Genomic DNA, 16,690 nt, shown 5'->3' on the forward strand with positions numbered 1-16,690 from the left:
TTTGTTTTTGGACCTTCTTTTTAATTTTTTTTTTGTGCGCCTGGGGGTGCCGCCCCCCCCCCCCCCCCCCCCCCCCCCCCCCCCCCCCGCGGCCCCCCCCCCCCCGCGACGAGGATGGAACTGTTTCCAAGCCTCAGAGCCTAGTGCCACATACAGCGCTCGACAAATTCTAAATAAAGAATGCAGCGTTCGATTAAATCGATGGCCTGCGCCCGGGATGCGGCTGTTCCCGGGCTACGCTCAGGAATGGATCGACCAGCGAAGGCCGTGCCGTGCCCCGGCGCCAGGCCAGACCCACGTCCAGCGTCTGGGTCAGGTCGGCAATCGGGCGTGCCTCGATGATGTCGCCTTCCAGCGACCAGGGCCGATAGGTCATGTCCGGCTGGATCGAGACGCCAAGCCCTGCGGCCACCAGGCTGCGCACCGCCTCGGTGGACGCGGTGCGCAGCGTCACCTTGGGCTGCAAGCCGGCGCGGGACCAGATGCGCTGGGCGTTCACCCCCATCTCGTCGACGTTGAGCTGAATCAGCGGCTCGCACGCCACGTCGCTCAGGTTGATGTTGTCGTGTTCAAGCAACGGATGCTGCGCCGGAAGCCACAACCGGTGCGGGGAATGGGTCAGTACTTCGGTCTGCAGCGCATGACGGTCTTCGAGGTTGGACAGGATCAATACCCCGACATCGATCTCGCCGCTGACCAGCAAATGCTCAATGTATGGGCGTTCGTCCTCCATGACGCGGATGTCGACATTGGGGTAGGCGCGCTGAAAGCGGATCAGCAGGTCCGCCAGGTAGTAACCGGCGACCAGGCTGGTCACCCCGATGATGAGTTGCCCGGCCACCTGTTCCGCGCCTTGCTGCAGGCTGCGCTTGGCGTTTTCCACGGTGGCGAGAATCAGATGCGCTTGCCGCAGGAACTGATGCCCCTGATGGGTCAGGGTCATGCCCTTGGCGTGGCGGCTGAACAGGCTGACGCCGATGTCCTCTTCCAGTTGCTGGATGGCCAAGGTCAACGTGGACTGGGAAATGAACACCGCCTGGGCCGCAGCGGAAATCGATCCGGTCTCGGCCACGGCGATGAAGTGGCGGATCTGGCGTAGCGTCATCATGAAAAGGGTCGCTCGCTTGGTTTTTTTGATTTTGTCGAGTGTATATCGTTTTTTTAGAAAGGCTGCCAGCGGCCCGGAATACCGCTGCAACATCTGGAAGCACTCCCGAAAACCGGGCCTGACGACTTCGCCTTAACCTGCGAGTCGAATGGTCTGTTCCGTTATCACGAGGTTTTCCATGAATACGCGCGGCTTGCTCGATCAGTTGTTGAAATCCGGCCAGGACCTGTTGCAAAGCAAGGCCGGCGGCCAAGGCAGAAGCGTTCAAGGCAGCGGCGGGCAGGGCGGCCTCGGTGACTTGCTCGGCAAAGTCGCCGGCGGTAATGCAGGCGGGTTTCTGTCCGGGGCCGGAGGCGGCGCGCTGGCGGTCGGGGCCATGGGTTTGCTGTTGGGCAACAAGAAAGCCCGCAAGATCGGCGGCAAGGCGCTGACCTACGGCGGCCTGGCCGCGCTGGGAGTGCTGGCCTACAAGGCCTATGGCAACTGGCAGGCCAACCAGGGCGCGACCAACGCCGCCGAACCGCAAACCGTCGACCGCGTACCGCCCGCCCAGGTCGAGCAACACAGCGAAGCGATCCTCAAGGCGCTGGTGGCAGCGGCCAAGGCCGATGGGCATGTGGATGACAATGAGCGGCAGTTGATCGAAGGCGAATTCACCCGCCTGACCGGCGATCAACAGTTGCAGCACTGGCTTCACGCCGAGCTGAACAAACCGCTAGACCCCGCCGACGTCGCCCGCGCCGCCCAGACCCCGGAAATCGCCGCCGAGATGTACCTGGCCAGTGTGATGATGGTCGATGAAGAGCACTTCATGGAACGGGCATACCTGGATGAGTTGGCCCGCCAACTGAAGCTTGAACCGAGCCTCAAGGCCGAACTGGAAAACCAGGTCCGCCAAACCCAGCAGTAACCCGCGCACAGAGATCAGAATCAAGTCGAAAGCACACCACCGCCCCGTAGCAGCACGGCTTGCCGGCGGGGCGGCCGCAAGATCGATCCCGCGGGCAAGCCCGGCTGCTACGGGTTTGTGTCGGACGCCCAACCGGGCTCTGGCCGGAGGCCGTAGGAGCGCGTGCCCGCGATCGCAGCGTGTCAGTTCATATAAACGTGTCTCAGATGGCGCTGTCGCCGGCAAGCCGGACTGCTACGGGTAAGGTAAACGCCCCCAATGCCGATAACCTGTCAGATATTTCCGTTATATGTGTGCGTAATTACGTAAGTTATGTCGGAAACAGCCAGATTAATCGGTAAGGCACTAGGCTATACTCCGCTCGCTTCGGGCCGTTCTTCGGTCCGCTTCTTGAACCCGGTTGCGCCGGTGTTGAACTCTTGAGGGCTGACTGTGAAGAACTGGACGTTGCGTCAACGTATCTTGGCGAGCTTCGCTGTAATCATCGCCATCATGCTGCTGATGGTTGTCGTGGCTTTCACCCGGCTTCTGGTCATTGAAGACAGTGCAGATGAAGTGCGTCTGGATGCCTTGCCTGGCGTCTATTACAGCAGCACCGTGCGCGGCGCATGGGTGGAGAGCTATGTGCGCACCCAGCAATTGCTCGCCGAGGGCACCGGGCGCAGCCTGACCAACGCCGAAGAAGACCAGTACAAGGACTTCGAAGACCGCTTGCAGGCGCAGATCGCCAACTACCAGAAGAGTATCTTCGAAGAAGCCGATCGCACCGACTTCGCCCAGTTCCTGCAACTGCGCGAACGCTATCAGTTAGTGCTCAACGGCATTCTGGCGGCTTATCAGGGTGACAACTACGCCCTGGCCCAGCGCATCTTCGTCGAACAGTTGACCCCATTGTGGTTCGATGGCCGCAAGGTGCTCAATGCCCTGGGGACCAAGAACAAGGTCAATGCCGACCGCGCCGCCGATAACATTCAGGCGGCGGTTTCCGTATCCAAGATCACCCTGGGGATCTCGCTGATCATCGCCGTGCTGGCGGCGGTCGCTTGCGGCCTGCTGCTGATGCGCACGATCCTGGCGCCGATGAACCGCATCGTGAAGATTCTGGAAACCATGCGCACAGGTGACCTGAGCAGCCGCCTGAACCTGGAACGCCAGGACGAATTCAACACGGTGCAGACCGGCTTCAACGACATGGTCACGGAACTGGCGGCGCTGGTGTCCCAGGCGCAGCGCTCGTCGGTGCAGGTCACAACCTCGGTGACCGAAATTGCCGCCACTTCCAAGCAGCAGCAGGCCACCGCCACCGAGACGGCGGCCACCACCACTGAAATCGGCGCGACGTCCCGTGAGATCGCCGCGACCTCCCGTGACCTGGTGCGTACCATGACCGAAGTCACGTCGGCCGCCGATCAGGCATCCATTCTCGCAGGCTCGGGCCAGCAAGGCCTCGCCCGCATGGAAGAGACCATGCACTCGGTGATGGGCGCAGCCGACCTGGTCAACTCCAAGCTTGCGATCCTCAACGAGAAGGCCGGCAACATCAATCAGGTGGTGGTGACCATCGTCAAGGTCGCCGACCAGACCAACCTGCTGTCGCTCAACGCCGCCATCGAAGCGGAAAAGGCCGGCGAGTACGGCCGCGGATTTGCCGTGGTCGCCACCGAAGTGCGACGCCTGGCCGACCAGACCGCCGTGGCCACCTACGACATCGAACAGATGGTGCGCGAGATCCAGTCGGCGGTGTCGGCCGGGGTCATGGGCATGGACAAGTTCTCCGAGGAAGTGCGTCGCGGCATGTTCGAAGTGACCCAGGTCGGCGAGCAGCTTTCGCAGATCATCCACCAGGTCCAGGCGCTGGCGCCGCGGGTGTTGATGGTCAACGAAGGCATGCAGGCCCAGGCCACCGGCGCCGAACAGATCAATCAGGCGCTGGTGCAACTGGGTGATGCCAGCAGCCAGACCGTGGAGTCCCTGCGTCAGGCCAGTTTCGCCATCGACGAACTGAGTCAGGTGGCCGTGGGGCTGCGCAGCGGCGTTTCGCGATTCAAGGTCTGAGCCTTTCCATGACTGAGCATTCCGCCAAACGCAATGCGCCCGTGCTGCCCAAGAACAAGCTGTTCCTGTTGTTCCGGATCGGCACGGAACGCTATGCGCTGGAAGCGACGGAAGTCGCCGAGGTGCTGCCGCGCCTGATGCTCAAGCCCATCGCCCAGGCACCGCACTGGGTGGCCGGTGTGTTTGCCCATCGCGGCTCGGTGATCCCGGTCATCGACCTGAGCGCCCTGACTTTCGGCGAAGCGGCCCCGCTGCGCACCAGCACGCGGCTGGTGCTGGTGCACTATCGCCCCGGAGCCGACCGGGCGCCGCAGCGGCTGGGGCTGATTCTGGAACAGGCCACCGACACCCTGCGTTGCAGCCCTCTGGAGTTCAAGGCCTACGGGCTGGACAACCGCCAGGCGCCGTACCTGGGGCCGGTGCGCGAGGATGAACTGGGCCTGTTGCAGTGGATTCGCGTGCCGGACCTGCTCAACGATGCGGTGCGTGACCTGCTGTTCCCCCGCGAGCCCATGAGCCTTGAGCAGTTCGAGGCGACGCCATGAGTGCCGACGCGCGTTTCTTCGGCTTCCTGAAAAACCGCATCGGGCTGGACGTGGCATCGGTGGGCGAGGCCATTGTCGAGCGCGCGGTGCGTCAGCGCTGCATCCAGGCCAATGCCGCCGACCACGACGCCTACTGGCTGTTGCTGCTGGGATCGGCTGAAGAACAACAGGCGCTGATCGAAGCGGTGATCGTGCCCGAGACCTGGTTTTTCAGGTACCCGGAATCCTTCGTCACCCTCGGCAAACTTGCGGCCGCACGGCTGGCGCAGCTCAACGGCGCGCGGCCCTTGCGCATCCTCAGCCTGCCGTGTTCGACCGGCGAGGAGCCGTATTCGATCGTCATGGCGTTGTTCGATGCCGGTTTGCAGGCGCAGCAGTTCAAGGTCGAAGCGGTGGACATCAGCCCCTTGTCCCTGCAACGGGCGCGGCGTGCGGTCTACGGCAAGAATTCCTTTCGTGGCGAAGACCAGGGCTTTCGCCAGCGCTACTTCACCCAGGTCGATGAGGGCTACCGGGTCGAGGATCGGGTGCGCGAGCGGGTCGGTTTTCAAGCCGGCAACCTGCTCGATCCGGCCTTGCCGGTGGCGCAGTCGGCGTACGATTTCGTGTTCTGCCGCAACCTGCTGATCTATTTCGATGTCGAGACTCAGCGCCGGGGTTTCGAGGCGCTCAAACGCATGACCCGCGACGACGGCGTGCTGTTCATCGGGCCTGCCGAGGGCAGCCTGCTGGGGCGCATGGGTATGGCGTCCATTGGCGTGGCCCAGTCGTTTGCCTTCAGGCATCGGGCTGAACCGCTGGCCCAACCGTCCCCCGCGCCCAGCGTGCCTGCGCGCAGCGAATCGCTGCCGGTCAGTGCCAGGCCGGTTCCTGTTGCCCCGCCGCGAGTCAAGACCAGCGTCCGTCCGTTCGCCGCGCCGCCGCGTACTCCGGCGAGCCCGGCGCTGGACAACAGCGAAGCCACGACCCTGCTCGACAGCATCAAGCGTCTGGCCAACGAGGGCAAGAGTGCCCAGGCCAAGGCTGCGTGCGAGCAATACCTCAAGCGTTTCGAGCCCGTCGCACGGGTGTTCTACTGGCAGGGCCTGCTCGCCGAGGTCGAGGGCGATGCCGCGAGTGCGCAAGGCTTCTACCGCAAGGCGCTTTACCTTGAGCCGCAACACCCCGAGGCCCTGGCTCAACTGGCCGCGCTGCTGGCCGCCCAAGGCGACACGGCAGGTGCCAGACGCTTGCAGGAGCGTGCGGCGCGCGGTGTGAATAAAGAAGGACGCAACCGATGACCGGCGTGCACAGCGAACTCATCAGCAACGACGCCCAGGCCATCGACGATTGCTGGAACCGCATCGGTATCCATGGCGACCGTTCCTGTCCGCTGCTCGAAGAACACATCCATTGCCGCAACTGCTCGGTGTATTCGGCAGCGGCCACGCGCCTGCTGGACCGCTACGCGCTGGCCCAGGAACATCGCGTGGTGGCCGGCGCCGAAGAGCTTGCCAGTGACGTTCAGACCCGCTCGCTGGTGGTGTTTCGCCTGGGCGAGGAATGGCTCGGCCTGCCGACCCGTTGCCTGGTGGAGGTGTCGCCGGTGCAGACCATTCATTCGCTGCCGCACCAGCGTTCCCGCGCGCTGCTGGGTGTGGCGAACGTGCGTGGTGCGCTGGTGGCGTGCCTGTCGTTCGTCGAACTGCTGGGGCTGGATGTGTCCTTCGCCCCTGCCAGCAAGGCGCGGGTCATGCCGCGCATGTTGATCGTGGCTGCCGAAGGCGGGCCGGTGGTGGTGCCGGTGGATGAAGTCGACGGCATCCATGCCATCGAGGCGCGCCTGCTGGATTCGGCCTCGGCCCCTGCGCACAACGCCAATGCCCGGTTCACCCGGGGTGTGGTGCAATGGCGCGACCGCAGCCTGCGCCTGCTGGATGAAGAACAGCTGTTGTCGGCAGTGAACCGGAGCCTGACATGACGCCCGATCAGATGCGCGACGCCTCGTTGTTCGAACTCTTCACCCTGGAAGCCGAAGCCCAGACTCAGGTGCTCAGCGCAGGCCTGTTGGCGCTGGAGCGCAATCCGGCCCAGGCCGATCAACTGGAAGCCTGCATGCGCGCCGCCCATTCGCTCAAGGGCGCGGCGCGGATCGTCGGGGTCAACGCCGGGGTCAGCGTGTCCCACGTCATGGAGGATTGCCTGGTCGAAGCCCAGGAAGGCCGCCTGCGTCTTGCGCCCGAGCACATCGATGCGCTGCTGATGGGCACCGACATGCTGATGCGCATCGCCACCCCCGGTGAGAGCAGCGTAGGGCAGAGCGACGTCGACGGTTACGTCGCGTTGATGAACGACCTTATCAAACCCGGCGCCAGGCCTTCGGCTGCGGTGCCGAGTGCTGCGCCGTCGATGGAAGACATCCTGCTGGCCAACGCCCAGTCCCTGGTGCAGTCCGTGCAATCGGCACTGGGCCCGGCGGCGTTCGACCATCCTCTTGCCGAGCCGCCCGTTGCGCCCCCTGCGCCAGCGCCTGTCGCCGAAGAAGAATCCGTTACCGAGCAGGCGCCTGCGGCCAAGGCCGAGCTGCGTCGCGAGCGTCGCGTGGCCGAGGGCGGGGAACGTGTCCTGCGGGTGACCGCCGAGCGCTTGAACAACCTGCTGGACCTGTCGAGCAAATCGCTGGTCGAGACCCAGCGCCTGAAGCCCTATCTGACCGCGATGCAGCGGGTCAAACGCTCGCAGAGCGGCGCGAGCCGGGCACTGGACAACCTTGATGCATTGCTGGGCGCAAACGCCGACCCCGATGCACAAAAGGCATTGGAAGAAGCGCGCCGCCTGCTGGGCGAAGCGCAGCACCTGTTGATCCAGCAGACTTCGGACCTGGACGAGTTCGGCTGGCAGGCCAGCCAGCGTGCGCAACTGCTCTACGACACCGCCCTTGCCTGTCGCATGCGCCCGTTCGCCGACGTGCTGGCAGGCCAGGCGCGCATGGTCCGCGATCTGGGCCGCTCGCTGGGCAAGCAGGTGCGTCTGGAAATCGACGGCGAGAAGACCCAGGTCGACCGCGACGTACTGGAAAAACTCGAAGCACCGCTGACGCACTTGCTGCGTAATGCGGTGGACCACGGCATCGAATCCCCTGAGCGGCGCATCGCTGCCGGCAAGCCTGCCGAGGGCCTGATTCAGCTCAGGGCTTCCCATCAGGCCGGCTTGCTGGTGGTCGAGTTGATCGACGACGGCGCCGGTGTCGATCTGGAACGCCTGCGCCAGAACATCATCGAGCGCAAACTGTCGCCCGCTGAAACCGCCGCGCAGTTGAGCGAGGAAGAGCTGTTGAGCTTCCTGTTCCTGCCCGGTTTCAGCATGCGCGACAAGGTCACCGAGGTGTCGGGCCGTGGTGTTGGGCTCGATGCGGTGCTGCACATGGTTCGCCAGTTGCGCGGCGGGGTCGATCTGCACCAGCAGGCGGGGCAGGGCAGTCGCTTCCACCTTGAAGTACCGCTGACCCTGTCAGTGGTCCGCAGCCTGGTGGTGGAAGTGGGCGGCGAGGCCTACGCCTTCCCGCTGGCGCACATCGAACGCATGCGCGATGTGCAGGCCGATGAGATCGTGCAGCTCGAAGGGCGCCAGCATTTCTGGCACGAGGAACGGCATGTCGGGCTGGTTGCGGCCAGCCAGTTGCTCAATCGTCCGGCCGGAGAACACCGTGAAGACGTGCTCAAGGTCGTGGTGATCCGCGAGCGCGACGCGGTGTATGGCGTGGCGGTGGAGCGTTTCATCGGCGAGCGCACCCTGGTGGTGTTGCCGCTGGACCCGCGGCTGGGCAAGGTTCAGGATATTTCGGCCGGTGCCTTGCTCGACGATGGGTCGGCGGTGCTGATCGTCGATGTCGAAGACATGCTGCGTTCGGTGGAAAAACTGCTGAACACCGGGCGTCTGGAGCGCATCGACCGGCGCAGTCGCGAGGCCCAGGCCCAGCCGCGTAAACGGGTGCTGGTGGTCGACGACTCGCTGACCGTACGCGAGCTCGAGCGCAAACTGCTGCTCAGTCGCGGCTACGAAGTGGCCGTGGCGGTGGATGGCATGGATGGCTGGAACGCCTTGCGTGCCGAAGATTTCGACCTGTTGATCACTGACATCGACATGCCGCGCATGGACGGTATCGAACTGGTGACCTTGCTGCGACGCGACAGCCGTCTGCAGTCGTTGCCGGTCATGGTAGTGTCCTACAAGGACCGCGAAGAGGATCGTCGACGAGGGCTGGACGCAGGCGCCGACTACTACCTGGCCAAGGCCAGTTTCCACGACGATGCGTTGCTTGACGCGGTCGTTGAGTTGATAGGAGATGCGCAAGGATGAAAATCGCCATCGTCAACGACATGCCCATGGCCGTCGAAGCGCTGCGCCGTGCGCTGGCTTTCGAGCCTGCGCATCAGGTGGTCTGGGTCGCCCGCAACGGTGCCGAGGCGGTCGAGCAATGCGCTGAGGTACTGCCGGACCTGATCCTGATGGACCTCATCATGCCGGTCATGGACGGTGTGGAGGCGACTCGTCGTATCATGGCGGCCACGCCGTGCGCCATCGTGATCGTCACGGTGGATCGCGAGCAGAACGTACACCGCGTATTCGAAGCCATGGGCCACGGTGCGCTGGATGTGGTAGATACGCCAGCGATCGGTGCGGGTGACCCCAAAGAGGCTGCCGCCCCTTTGTTGCGCAAGATACTTAATATAGGCTGGCTGATTGGCCAGCGTGACAGCCGCGTGCGCCAGGCCCCTGTGCCGGTTCGCGATGCGGTTCAGCGGCGCGGGCTTGTGGCAATCGGCTCCTCGGCCGGCGGCCCTGCGGCCCTGGAAATATTGTTGAAAGGGCTGCCGAAGGATTTTTCGGCCCCCATCGTATTGGTTCAGCACGTGGATCAGGTGTTCGCCGCCGGCATGGCGCAGTGGCTGAGCAGCTCGTCCGGCCTTGCCGTGCGCCTGGCCCGTGACGGCGAGCCGCCGCAGCCTGGCGCTGTATTGCTGGCGGGGACCAATCACCATATACGTCTTTTGAAGAACGGCACGCTGGCTTACACCGCCGAGCCGGTAAACGAAATTTACAGGCCCTCGATCGATGTCTTTTTCGAGAGCGTAGCCAGTTATTGGAGCGGGGATGCAGTGGGCGTTCTGTTGACGGGAATGGGGCGTGATGGCGCGCAGGGACTCAAGCTGATGCGTCAGCGGGGGTTTCTGACCATCGCCCAGAATCAGGAAAGCTGCGCGGTGTATGGCATGCCCAAGGCGGCAGCGGCCATCGACGCAGCTGTGGAAATTCGCCCGCTGGACACCATCGCACCTCGTTTGAAAGAGGTTTTCACCCAATGAATTACCAGGTGATTTCACAGCCCGGCTGTGACCAGGAGCACCCTGATGCATGATTTGCAACTGGACGATGTAAACACCACGGATGAAAACGCTGCCATGGTGTTGCTGGTCGACGATCAGGCAATGATCGGCGAGGCCGTCCGGCGCGGGCTGGCAAATGAGGAAAACATCGATTTTCACTTTTGCGCCGATCCGCATCAGGCCATTGCCCAGGCGATCCAGATCAAGCCGACCGTGATTCTGCAGGACCTGGTCATGCCAGGCCTCGACGGCCTGACCCTGGTGCGTGAATACCGCAACAACCCGATCACCCGCGACATTCCGATCATCGTGCTTTCCACCAAGGAAGACCCGCTGATCAAGAGCGCGGCGTTCGCGGCCGGGGCCAACGATTATCTGGTCAAGCTGCCGGACAACATCGAACTGGTGGCGCGCATCCGCTACCACTCGCGCTCCTACATGACCCTGTTGCAACGCGACGAGGCCTATCGTGCCCTGCGCGTGAGCCAACAGCAGTTGCTGGACACCAACCTGGTGCTGCAGCGCCTGATGAACTCCGACGGTCTGACGGGCCTTTCCAACCGCAGGCACTTCGACGAATACCTGGAACTGGAATGGCGCCGGGCCATTCGCGAACAGACCCAGATGTCGCTGATGATGATCGATGTCGACTACTTCAAGGCCTACAACGACAGTTTCGGCCATCTCGAAGGCGACGAGGCCCTGCGTCAGGTGGCCAAGGCCATCCGCGCAAGCTGCAGCCGTCCTTCGGACTTGCCCGCCCGTTACGGCGGCGAAGAATTCGCCCTGGTCCTGCCCAACACCTCGCCGGGCGGTGCGCGCCTGCTGGCCGAGAAACTGCGCCAGACCGTGGCCGGCATGAACATCCCGCACATCGCGCCGGTAGAAGGTTCCGTGCTGACCATCAGCATTGGCCTGGCCACCGTGGTGCCTGCCGTGGGCAGCCACAGCCGGCAACTGATCCAGAGCGCGGATCAGGGGTTGTATGCGGCCAAGAACAGCGGGCGCAATCAGGTGGCGGTGGGGTGAGACAAGGCCGGACATGAATCCGGCCTTGTCTGCGCTGCGATCAAGGCTGCACGGCCTGGTCGGCGGGAATGTAACTGAATGGGGCAACCCCGGCCGCCATTTTTGTTGCGTCAAGCTTGATGACAGGCAACCATAGCGATGTCCGGGTCTTGTACTTCTGTTGATAAGCCCGAGCTTCTGGCAGCCCAGCTGCGCTCTGGTAATAGAACGCTTGCAGCGGCACTCTGGAAGCCATACCGGCAGGCCAGACCTTTATCAGCACCTCGTTCCAGGTGCTGAATACCGCAGCGGGTACCGAAGAGCCCCGTGCCAGCAGGCTGAGTGAGAATTGCCCCGGATTCTGCGCGCTCAGCGAGCATTGCTGAAGGCGGTGGGTCAAACGGTTGGTGTAGGCAAGCCAGGTGTTGAGCGTCGTGGCATTTTGGCCTGCGCAGGTGCTCTGGTCCGCAACGTTGATGGAAAACTGATTGGAGGCTTGCACCTCGTCCAGGCTCTGGCTCAACAGCATTCCCAGATTGGGCACTTTGCGGATCAAGGCGGCAAAGGCCGGATCCTTTTGCAGAAGATCGCTGGCGTCTTTGCCATTGGCGAGTCGGTCAGCCAGTTGCTCGTTGTTCCTGAGCAGCGCTGGCAGCTCGGGATGCTCGATAGCGATCTGCATCAGCTTCTCCCCGGTGTCGCTTGCCCGCCCGGCCTTTCCTGCGAATCCGCAACCGTACGCGAGTCTTCCCAGGTCGGTGGCGCCATCGTGCGGGAATACACAGAGGTATTCCTGCTGTTTGTTTTGCTTGATCGCCTCCGCCTGAGAAAGCAGGACGTAGCCGCTGTTCCTCCATAGATAGGTGACTCTGGAGTCCTTGCGAATATGCGAGAACGATATCGAGCCTTTGCGCACTTGAGTATCGCTGGGATCCCACGGATCGAAATTACCGTTGTCGGTGCCGCGGGTGGTGACCCCGTTGCAGTAGTAGGAAGGCTGGTTGTTGGGGCAGGTGGAACGCGTGTCGTTGTAACGGTTGTTCAGATCCTCGATCACGATTTCGCCTGGGGTACGGGAGTCGAGGACAATGAACTTCAGCTCCTGTGACGTTTCCAGGGGCAAGCCAGGCCTGCCCACGGTGGCCGTGACCGTGACCAGCGTGCCTTTGGCGTCGCGGACCTTGTCATAGGGAATGTCGAATCTCACCGGGCGTGGCGTGTCCCCGATCGGTGGATGCGGGGTTTCGTAGACGGGCTTGCCAGCCCAGCGAATGCCCACGGTGTCGCCTTTTGCGATGCCGGGGTAGGTATAGGTAACCCTGACGTCCTTGGACTGGACGAATGCCAAGTCGAGCAAACCGCCCTGCAGCAAGCTGATTTTCGGTGCGGTGCTCAGCGCCTTGCTCATCACCCTCACTGAAGCGGGGGCGGAAGCCTGTGCAGGTTGCCCATTGCGAATCACCTCATAACTCAAGCTCACAGCCACGCCCACTGTCGCTGCAACAGTTGCCTTGGGAATAGTGAAGGTCAGCGCACTGTCGTCCACGGTGTCGTGCGAAGGTGTGTCATAGGAAGTGGCACCCCTCCAGAGTACCCTCACGGTCTGTCCTGCGCCGATGTCGGGGTAGTGAACCCGGACGACCAGGTCTCCCGTCAAGGCGTCGACATCCACCACATTGTCAGGCGCGCCGGGTAGCGTCGGTGCCGGGTATTGCGCCGGTGGTGCATTGCGGATGATCCTGATGCTGCGCGGCTGGGAAATCACCAGCGGATCATTCCCTATGCCGACGCTGCCGGTCAGCACCGGCGACAGGCCCAGATCCTTCGCGACCGTGGCATTCGGAATCTTGAACGTGACCTTTCTGGCGCCATCGCTGACCCTCTGCACAGGAGCATTATAAGTCTGACTGTTGCTTTTCCAGCGCAGCCCTACGGTATGGTCCTTTGCGATCTCGGGATAGGTCACCTCCACCGTCGCATCGGCAGCGCCCAGGGTTTGCAGATCGAGTTCGTCGTTTACCGCCTCGACCACCAGCGGTGGCGGTGGGGTGGCTATCGCCCTGACGGTGCCCTGCAGCGAGGTGGCAGGCGCTGCCTGGGGGCTGGCGACTACCGCAGCCACCCACAGACCGGAATCGGGAGCCGGTACGGCCTCGTCCGCCTGGATGGCGAATGCTGCCAGCAGCCCTGTCAGTGCCCACAGGATAAATGGCCTGGTTTTCATGTCGATCTCCTTTTCGACGGCGGGGCAAATGTCACCCGAGGCGACCCTTGCCGTCCGGCCGCTACGGTTGTACGGCCTGATCGGCTGTGCTGTAGCTGAAGGGGTTGCCCGCCAGCTTCGTCATGTCCAGCTTGATGACGGGCAGCCACATGCCCCCGGTCCGGGTCACGTACTTCTGTTGGTAGGCTTTGGCTTCCGCAAGGCCCGGCGCGCTGGTGTAGAAGAAGCCTTCCATGGGCAGCCGGTTGGGGATGCCGGCTGGCCACACCTTGACGAGAACTTCGTTCCAGGTGCTTTTGATCACCGGAAGGGCAAACTCTCGGGCCTTGAGGCTGGTGTCGAATTGCGTCGCATCCTGGGCGCTGAGGGAGCACTGCTGCGATGGATGGGTCAACTTGCTCGAATAGCTGTTCCATGTCGCCATGGTCGCTGCGTTCTGCCCGGCACAGGTGCTCAGGTCGTCAGCGTAAGGCGCCACGCGCCAGTGCTCAACCATTCGCTCGTTATCACTGAGCAAGGCGCCCAGAGTGGGTGCCGCCCTGAGCAACTCGGCCAGCCTGGAATCGCTCGTGAGCAGGCCGGCAGGGCTCTGGTCGTTCTTCAAACGCTCAACCAGGGCATCATCATTCTTGAGCAGGTTGGCCAGCTCAGGGTTCTGCGTGAGCATGTCAATAAGCGGCTGGTTCGCCTTGGGTTGCAGGCCGCAGCCCAGGCCTGGCCTGCCGACGAGGTCAGTCCATCCATCGTGCGGATAGCTGCACAGGTAGTCGTAGGCCTTGCCTTGGGCGATGGCGTTGTCCTGGGACAGCAGGATGTAGCCGCTGGGACGAAAAAGCTGGGTGACCCTGGCGTCCTTGCGCAGATAGGAAAAGGACATCGAGCCTTTGGTCAGTTGAGTAGGGCTCGGATCCCAGGGGTCGTAACCGCCATTGACCGTCCCGCGGATCGTGACACCGTTGCAGTAATAGGACGGCAGATCGCTGTCGCAGGTCTTGCGCGTGTCGTTGTAGCGCGCGTTGAGATCGGCAGCGACTTCCTCGCCTCCGGGGCGGGTGTCGACCACCTCCACCGACACCTCTGGCGATATCGTCAGATGGTTGTCCCCGGTACCCACCGAGGCGCTGACCAGCACGGTCTTGTCTCTCTCCAGCCGGACCTTGTCGTAGGGGATAGTGAATTCCAGTGGCCTGGGCGTGGTGCCGATTGCAGGGTGCGGCGTGTCATAGGCCGGGTTGCCGGCCCAACGGATGCCCGCGGTGTGGCCCGGGGTGATGCCGGTGTAGCTGTACGTAATGATCAGGGGCTTGAACAGCAAAGCTTTCAGATCCACTTTTCCATCGACCGCCGAGGGGATGACCGGAACTTCCTTGAGGGTTCTGAGGACGACGTTCAGGGTCAGGCTATCGGAGGGCTGAAACACCTGTCCGTCGAGCGTGACCTCGTAGCTCAAGGTGACCGGCTTGCCGAGGCTGGCGATGACGACGTCGCGGGGGATGGTGAAGCCCAGGGGCGTGTCGTCCTCAGGGGACTGCAAAGGGGTGTCATAGGTCACCGGACCCCGCCACAGCACCTTTACCTGCTGTCCGGCAGCCAGGCTGTCATAGGCCACACGAACGTTCAGGTCGCCGGTGAGCACTCCGACGTCCACCAGGTTATCCGTGAAATCGGGTAATGCCGCTGCCGGGTATTCGCCCGGTGGCGCGCCGCTGATGATCGTGATGATGCGGGGCTCGGAGATCACCAGTTTCTCGTTGGCAACGCCGACACTTGCGGTGATCTCCGGGGACTGGCCAAGATCATTGACGACGGTGGCATTGGGGATCTTGAACATGAGCTTTTTGGCGCCACCGCTGACGGTCTGCACCGGCGCCCGGTACTGCCCGGCAGGACTGGTCCAGTACAACCCTGCGGTATGCCCGTCGGCGATTTCGGGGTAGCTCACCTCGACCGTCGCATCGGCAGTGCCCAGGGTCTGCAGATCGAGCTTGTCGTTGGGTGCTTCGACGACCACAGGTGGCGGTGGTTTGGGTATTGCCAGCACGCTGCCGCCGGGAAGGGCTGCAAGGGGCATCAGCGTAGCCATCAGCAACGCAGGCAAAAGTTTCATCTCGACCTCCTTTTCGGTGTTTCCTGATGTCCTTTTCCGAGTATGTGCGCAGCCGATGCGGGCGCTAGGCTGTTTCGCGATGAGGGTTATCGCGGTTCGCGATTAGTCAGGAGACCAGGCAGCCGGACGGACTGCCGCAATGGGGACGAATGAGCTATACTCGCGGGCTTTGCTAAATTCGCCTGCGAGTCCTGTCGACCATGGAAATCAACCCGATCCTGAACACCATCAAGGACCTGACCGAACGCTCCCAGTCCATTCGGGGGTATCTTTGACTACGATCACAAGAGTGATCGTCTGATCGAAGTCAACCGCGAGCTGGAAGACCCGAACGTCTGGAACAAGCCCGAGTACGCCCAGGCACTGGGCCGCGAGCGCGCCACCCTGGCGCAGATCGTCGAGACCCTGGACGAGATGTCCAGCGGCCTGACCGATTCGCGCGAGCTTTTGGACATGGCCGTCGAAGAAAACGACGAAGGCGCCGTCAATGACGTCGTCGAGCTGCTCCAGGGCCTTGAAGAATCGCTGGCCAAGCTTGAATTCCGTCGCATGTTCAGCGGCGAGATGGACCCCAACAACGCCTACCTGGACATCCAGGCCGGTTCCGGCGGTACTGAAGCACAGGACTGGGCCAACATCCTGCTGCGCATGTACCTGCGCTGGGCCGACAAGCGTGGCTTCGACGCCACCATCATGGAACTGTCCGAAGGCGAAGTCGCCGGCATCAAGGGCGCCACGGTGCACATCAAGGGCGAGTACGCCTTTGGCTGGCTGCGTACCGAGATCGGCGTTCACCGCCTGGTGCGCAAGAGCCCGTTCGACTCCGGCGCCCGTCGCCACACCTCGTTCTCGGCGGTGTTCGTATCCCCCGAGATCGACGACCGCATCGAGATCGACATCAACCCGTCGGACCTGCGCATCGATACCTATCGTTCGTCCGGTGCCGGTGGTCAGCACGTCAACACCACCGACTCGGCGGTGCGTATCACCCACGTGCCGACCAACACCGTGGTCAGCTGCCAGAACGAGCGCTCCCAGCACGCGAACAAGGACACCGCCATGAAAATGCTGCGGGCCAAGTTGTACGAGCTGGAAATGCAGAAGCGCAACGCGGCGTCCCAGGCCCTGGAAGACACCAAGTCCGACATCGGCTGGGGTCACCAGATCCGTTCGTACGTCCTCGATGACTCGCGCATCAAGGACCTGCGTACCGGCGTCGAGCGCAGTGACTGCAACAAGGTGCTGGACGGCGACCTCGACGGTTACCTGGAAGCCAGCCTCAAGCAAGGCCTGTAACCGCGAAACTACCGTTGCGGGCACGGCACGCTACTGCGCATGACCGGCCCGCGATTCCTCACCGCTGACCC

12 protein-coding genes are annotated in these 16,690 nt (G+C 62.9%); 9 read left to right on the plus strand and 3 right to left on the minus strand.

Translation table 11 applies throughout. The features are described 5' to 3' along the window. Positions 1-193: 193 nt before the first annotated feature. Positions 194-1,108: a LysR substrate-binding domain-containing protein gene (locus ACIPO9_RS22205; protein ID WP_274133762.1), complete on the minus strand. Its 915-nt coding sequence runs from the start codon at positions 1,106-1,108 to the stop codon at positions 194-196. Positions 1,109-1,286: 178 nt separating this feature from the next. On the opposite strand from ACIPO9_RS22205, the gene ACIPO9_RS22210 reads away from it, so the two are divergent. From ACIPO9_RS22210 to ACIPO9_RS22245, 8 genes are all read left to right on the plus strand, one after another. Continuing rightward, entirely contained in the window at positions 1,287-2,018 is a 732-nt protein-coding gene (locus ACIPO9_RS22210; RefSeq protein ID WP_400783545.1) for a tellurite resistance TerB family protein, read from the plus strand. A 432-nt stretch (positions 2,019-2,450) separates the two neighbouring features. After that, positions 2,451-4,073 carry a methyl-accepting chemotaxis protein gene (locus tag ACIPO9_RS22215; protein WP_274133760.1) on the plus strand — a complete coding sequence of 541 codons (1,623 nt, stop codon included), beginning with the start codon at positions 2,451-2,453 and terminating at the stop codon, positions 4,071-4,073. Positions 4,074-4,081: 8 nt separating this feature from the next. Beyond that, a complete protein-coding gene (locus tag ACIPO9_RS22220) occupies positions 4,082-4,618 on the plus strand; it encodes a chemotaxis protein CheW (RefSeq protein ID WP_400783548.1) in 537 nt (178 codons plus the stop codon). Then, on the plus strand, positions 4,615-5,898 hold the full coding sequence (locus ACIPO9_RS22225) for a CheR family methyltransferase (RefSeq protein ID WP_400611163.1): 1,284 nt from the start codon (positions 4,615-4,617) through the stop codon (positions 5,896-5,898). The genes ACIPO9_RS22220 and ACIPO9_RS22225 overlap by 4 nt, the downstream gene beginning before the upstream one ends. Next, a complete protein-coding gene (locus tag ACIPO9_RS22230) occupies positions 5,895-6,578 on the plus strand; it encodes a chemotaxis protein CheW (RefSeq protein WP_400611165.1) in 684 nt (227 codons plus the stop codon). Before ACIPO9_RS22225 ends, ACIPO9_RS22230 begins: the two co-directional genes overlap by 4 nt. Then, complete coding sequence (locus ACIPO9_RS22235) at positions 6,575-8,956, plus strand: hybrid sensor histidine kinase/response regulator (RefSeq protein ID WP_400783550.1); 2,382 nt, start codon at positions 6,575-6,577, stop codon at positions 8,954-8,956. Before ACIPO9_RS22230 ends, ACIPO9_RS22235 begins: the two co-directional genes overlap by 4 nt. Next, positions 8,953-9,963 (plus strand): chemotaxis response regulator protein-glutamate methylesterase, encoded by a 1,011-nt coding sequence (locus ACIPO9_RS22240; RefSeq protein ID WP_274133755.1) that lies wholly within the window; start codon positions 8,953-8,955, stop codon positions 9,961-9,963. Before ACIPO9_RS22235 ends, ACIPO9_RS22240 begins: the two co-directional genes overlap by 4 nt. Before the next feature lie 45 nt (positions 9,964-10,008). After that, complete coding sequence (locus tag ACIPO9_RS22245) at positions 10,009-11,013, plus strand: PleD family two-component system response regulator (protein WP_274133754.1); 1,005 nt, start codon at positions 10,009-10,011, stop codon at positions 11,011-11,013. Positions 11,014-11,053: 40 nt separating this feature from the next. Here the strand turns inward: ACIPO9_RS22245 and ACIPO9_RS22250 are convergent, their stop codons facing one another. Beyond that, positions 11,054-13,216: a hypothetical protein gene (locus ACIPO9_RS22250; RefSeq protein ID WP_400783552.1), complete on the minus strand. Its 2,163-nt coding sequence runs from the start codon at positions 13,214-13,216 to the stop codon at positions 11,054-11,056. A gap of 61 nt (positions 13,217-13,277) precedes the next feature. Further along, positions 13,278-15,323: a hypothetical protein gene (locus tag ACIPO9_RS22255; protein ID WP_400783554.1), complete on the minus strand. Its 2,046-nt coding sequence runs from the start codon at positions 15,321-15,323 to the stop codon at positions 13,278-13,280. 200 nt (positions 15,324-15,523) lie between these two features. Between ACIPO9_RS22255 and prfB the strand changes: the two genes are divergently transcribed. Then, a protein-coding gene (gene prfB / locus ACIPO9_RS22260) for a peptide chain release factor 2 (RefSeq protein WP_274133750.1) occupies positions 15,524-16,619 on the plus strand; the annotation gives its coding sequence in 2 pieces (ribosomal slippage) (positions 15,524-15,595 and positions 15,597-16,619; 1,095 coding nt in all). Positions 16,620-16,690: the final 71 nt, after the last annotated feature.

This window comes from Pseudomonas sp. NPDC090203 (assembly GCF_044746765.1).
Lineage (GTDB): Bacteria > Pseudomonadota > Gammaproteobacteria > Pseudomonadales > Pseudomonadaceae > Aquipseudomonas > Aquipseudomonas putida_AD.

Bases quoted from the DNA above. Each gene is read 5' to 3' on its own strand.
- ACIPO9_RS22205 (WP_274133762.1), bottom strand. From the start codon at position 1,108: ATGATGACGCTACGCCAGATCCGCCACTTCATCGCCGTGGCCGAGACC.
- ACIPO9_RS22210 (WP_400783545.1), top strand. From the start codon at position 1,287: ATGAATACGCGCGGCTTGCTCGATCAGTTGTTGAAATCCGGCCAGGAC.
- ACIPO9_RS22220 (WP_400783548.1), top strand. From the start codon at position 4,082: ATGACTGAGCATTCCGCCAAACGCAATGCGCCCGTGCTGCCCAAGAAC.
- ACIPO9_RS22225 (WP_400611163.1), top strand. From the start codon at position 4,615: ATGAGTGCCGACGCGCGTTTCTTCGGCTTCCTGAAAAACCGCATCGGG.
- ACIPO9_RS22230 (WP_400611165.1), top strand. From the start codon at position 5,895: ATGACCGGCGTGCACAGCGAACTCATCAGCAACGACGCCCAGGCCATC.
- ACIPO9_RS22235 (WP_400783550.1), top strand. From the start codon at position 6,575: ATGACGCCCGATCAGATGCGCGACGCCTCGTTGTTCGAACTCTTCACC.
- ACIPO9_RS22240 (WP_274133755.1), top strand. From the start codon at position 8,953: ATGAAAATCGCCATCGTCAACGACATGCCCATGGCCGTCGAAGCGCTG.
- ACIPO9_RS22245 (WP_274133754.1), top strand. From the start codon at position 10,009: ATGCATGATTTGCAACTGGACGATGTAAACACCACGGATGAAAACGCT.
- ACIPO9_RS22250 (WP_400783552.1), bottom strand. From the start codon at position 13,216: ATGAAAACCAGGCCATTTATCCTGTGGGCACTGACAGGGCTGCTGGCA.
- ACIPO9_RS22255 (WP_400783554.1), bottom strand. From the start codon at position 15,323: ATGAAACTTTTGCCTGCGTTGCTGATGGCTACGCTGATGCCCCTTGCA.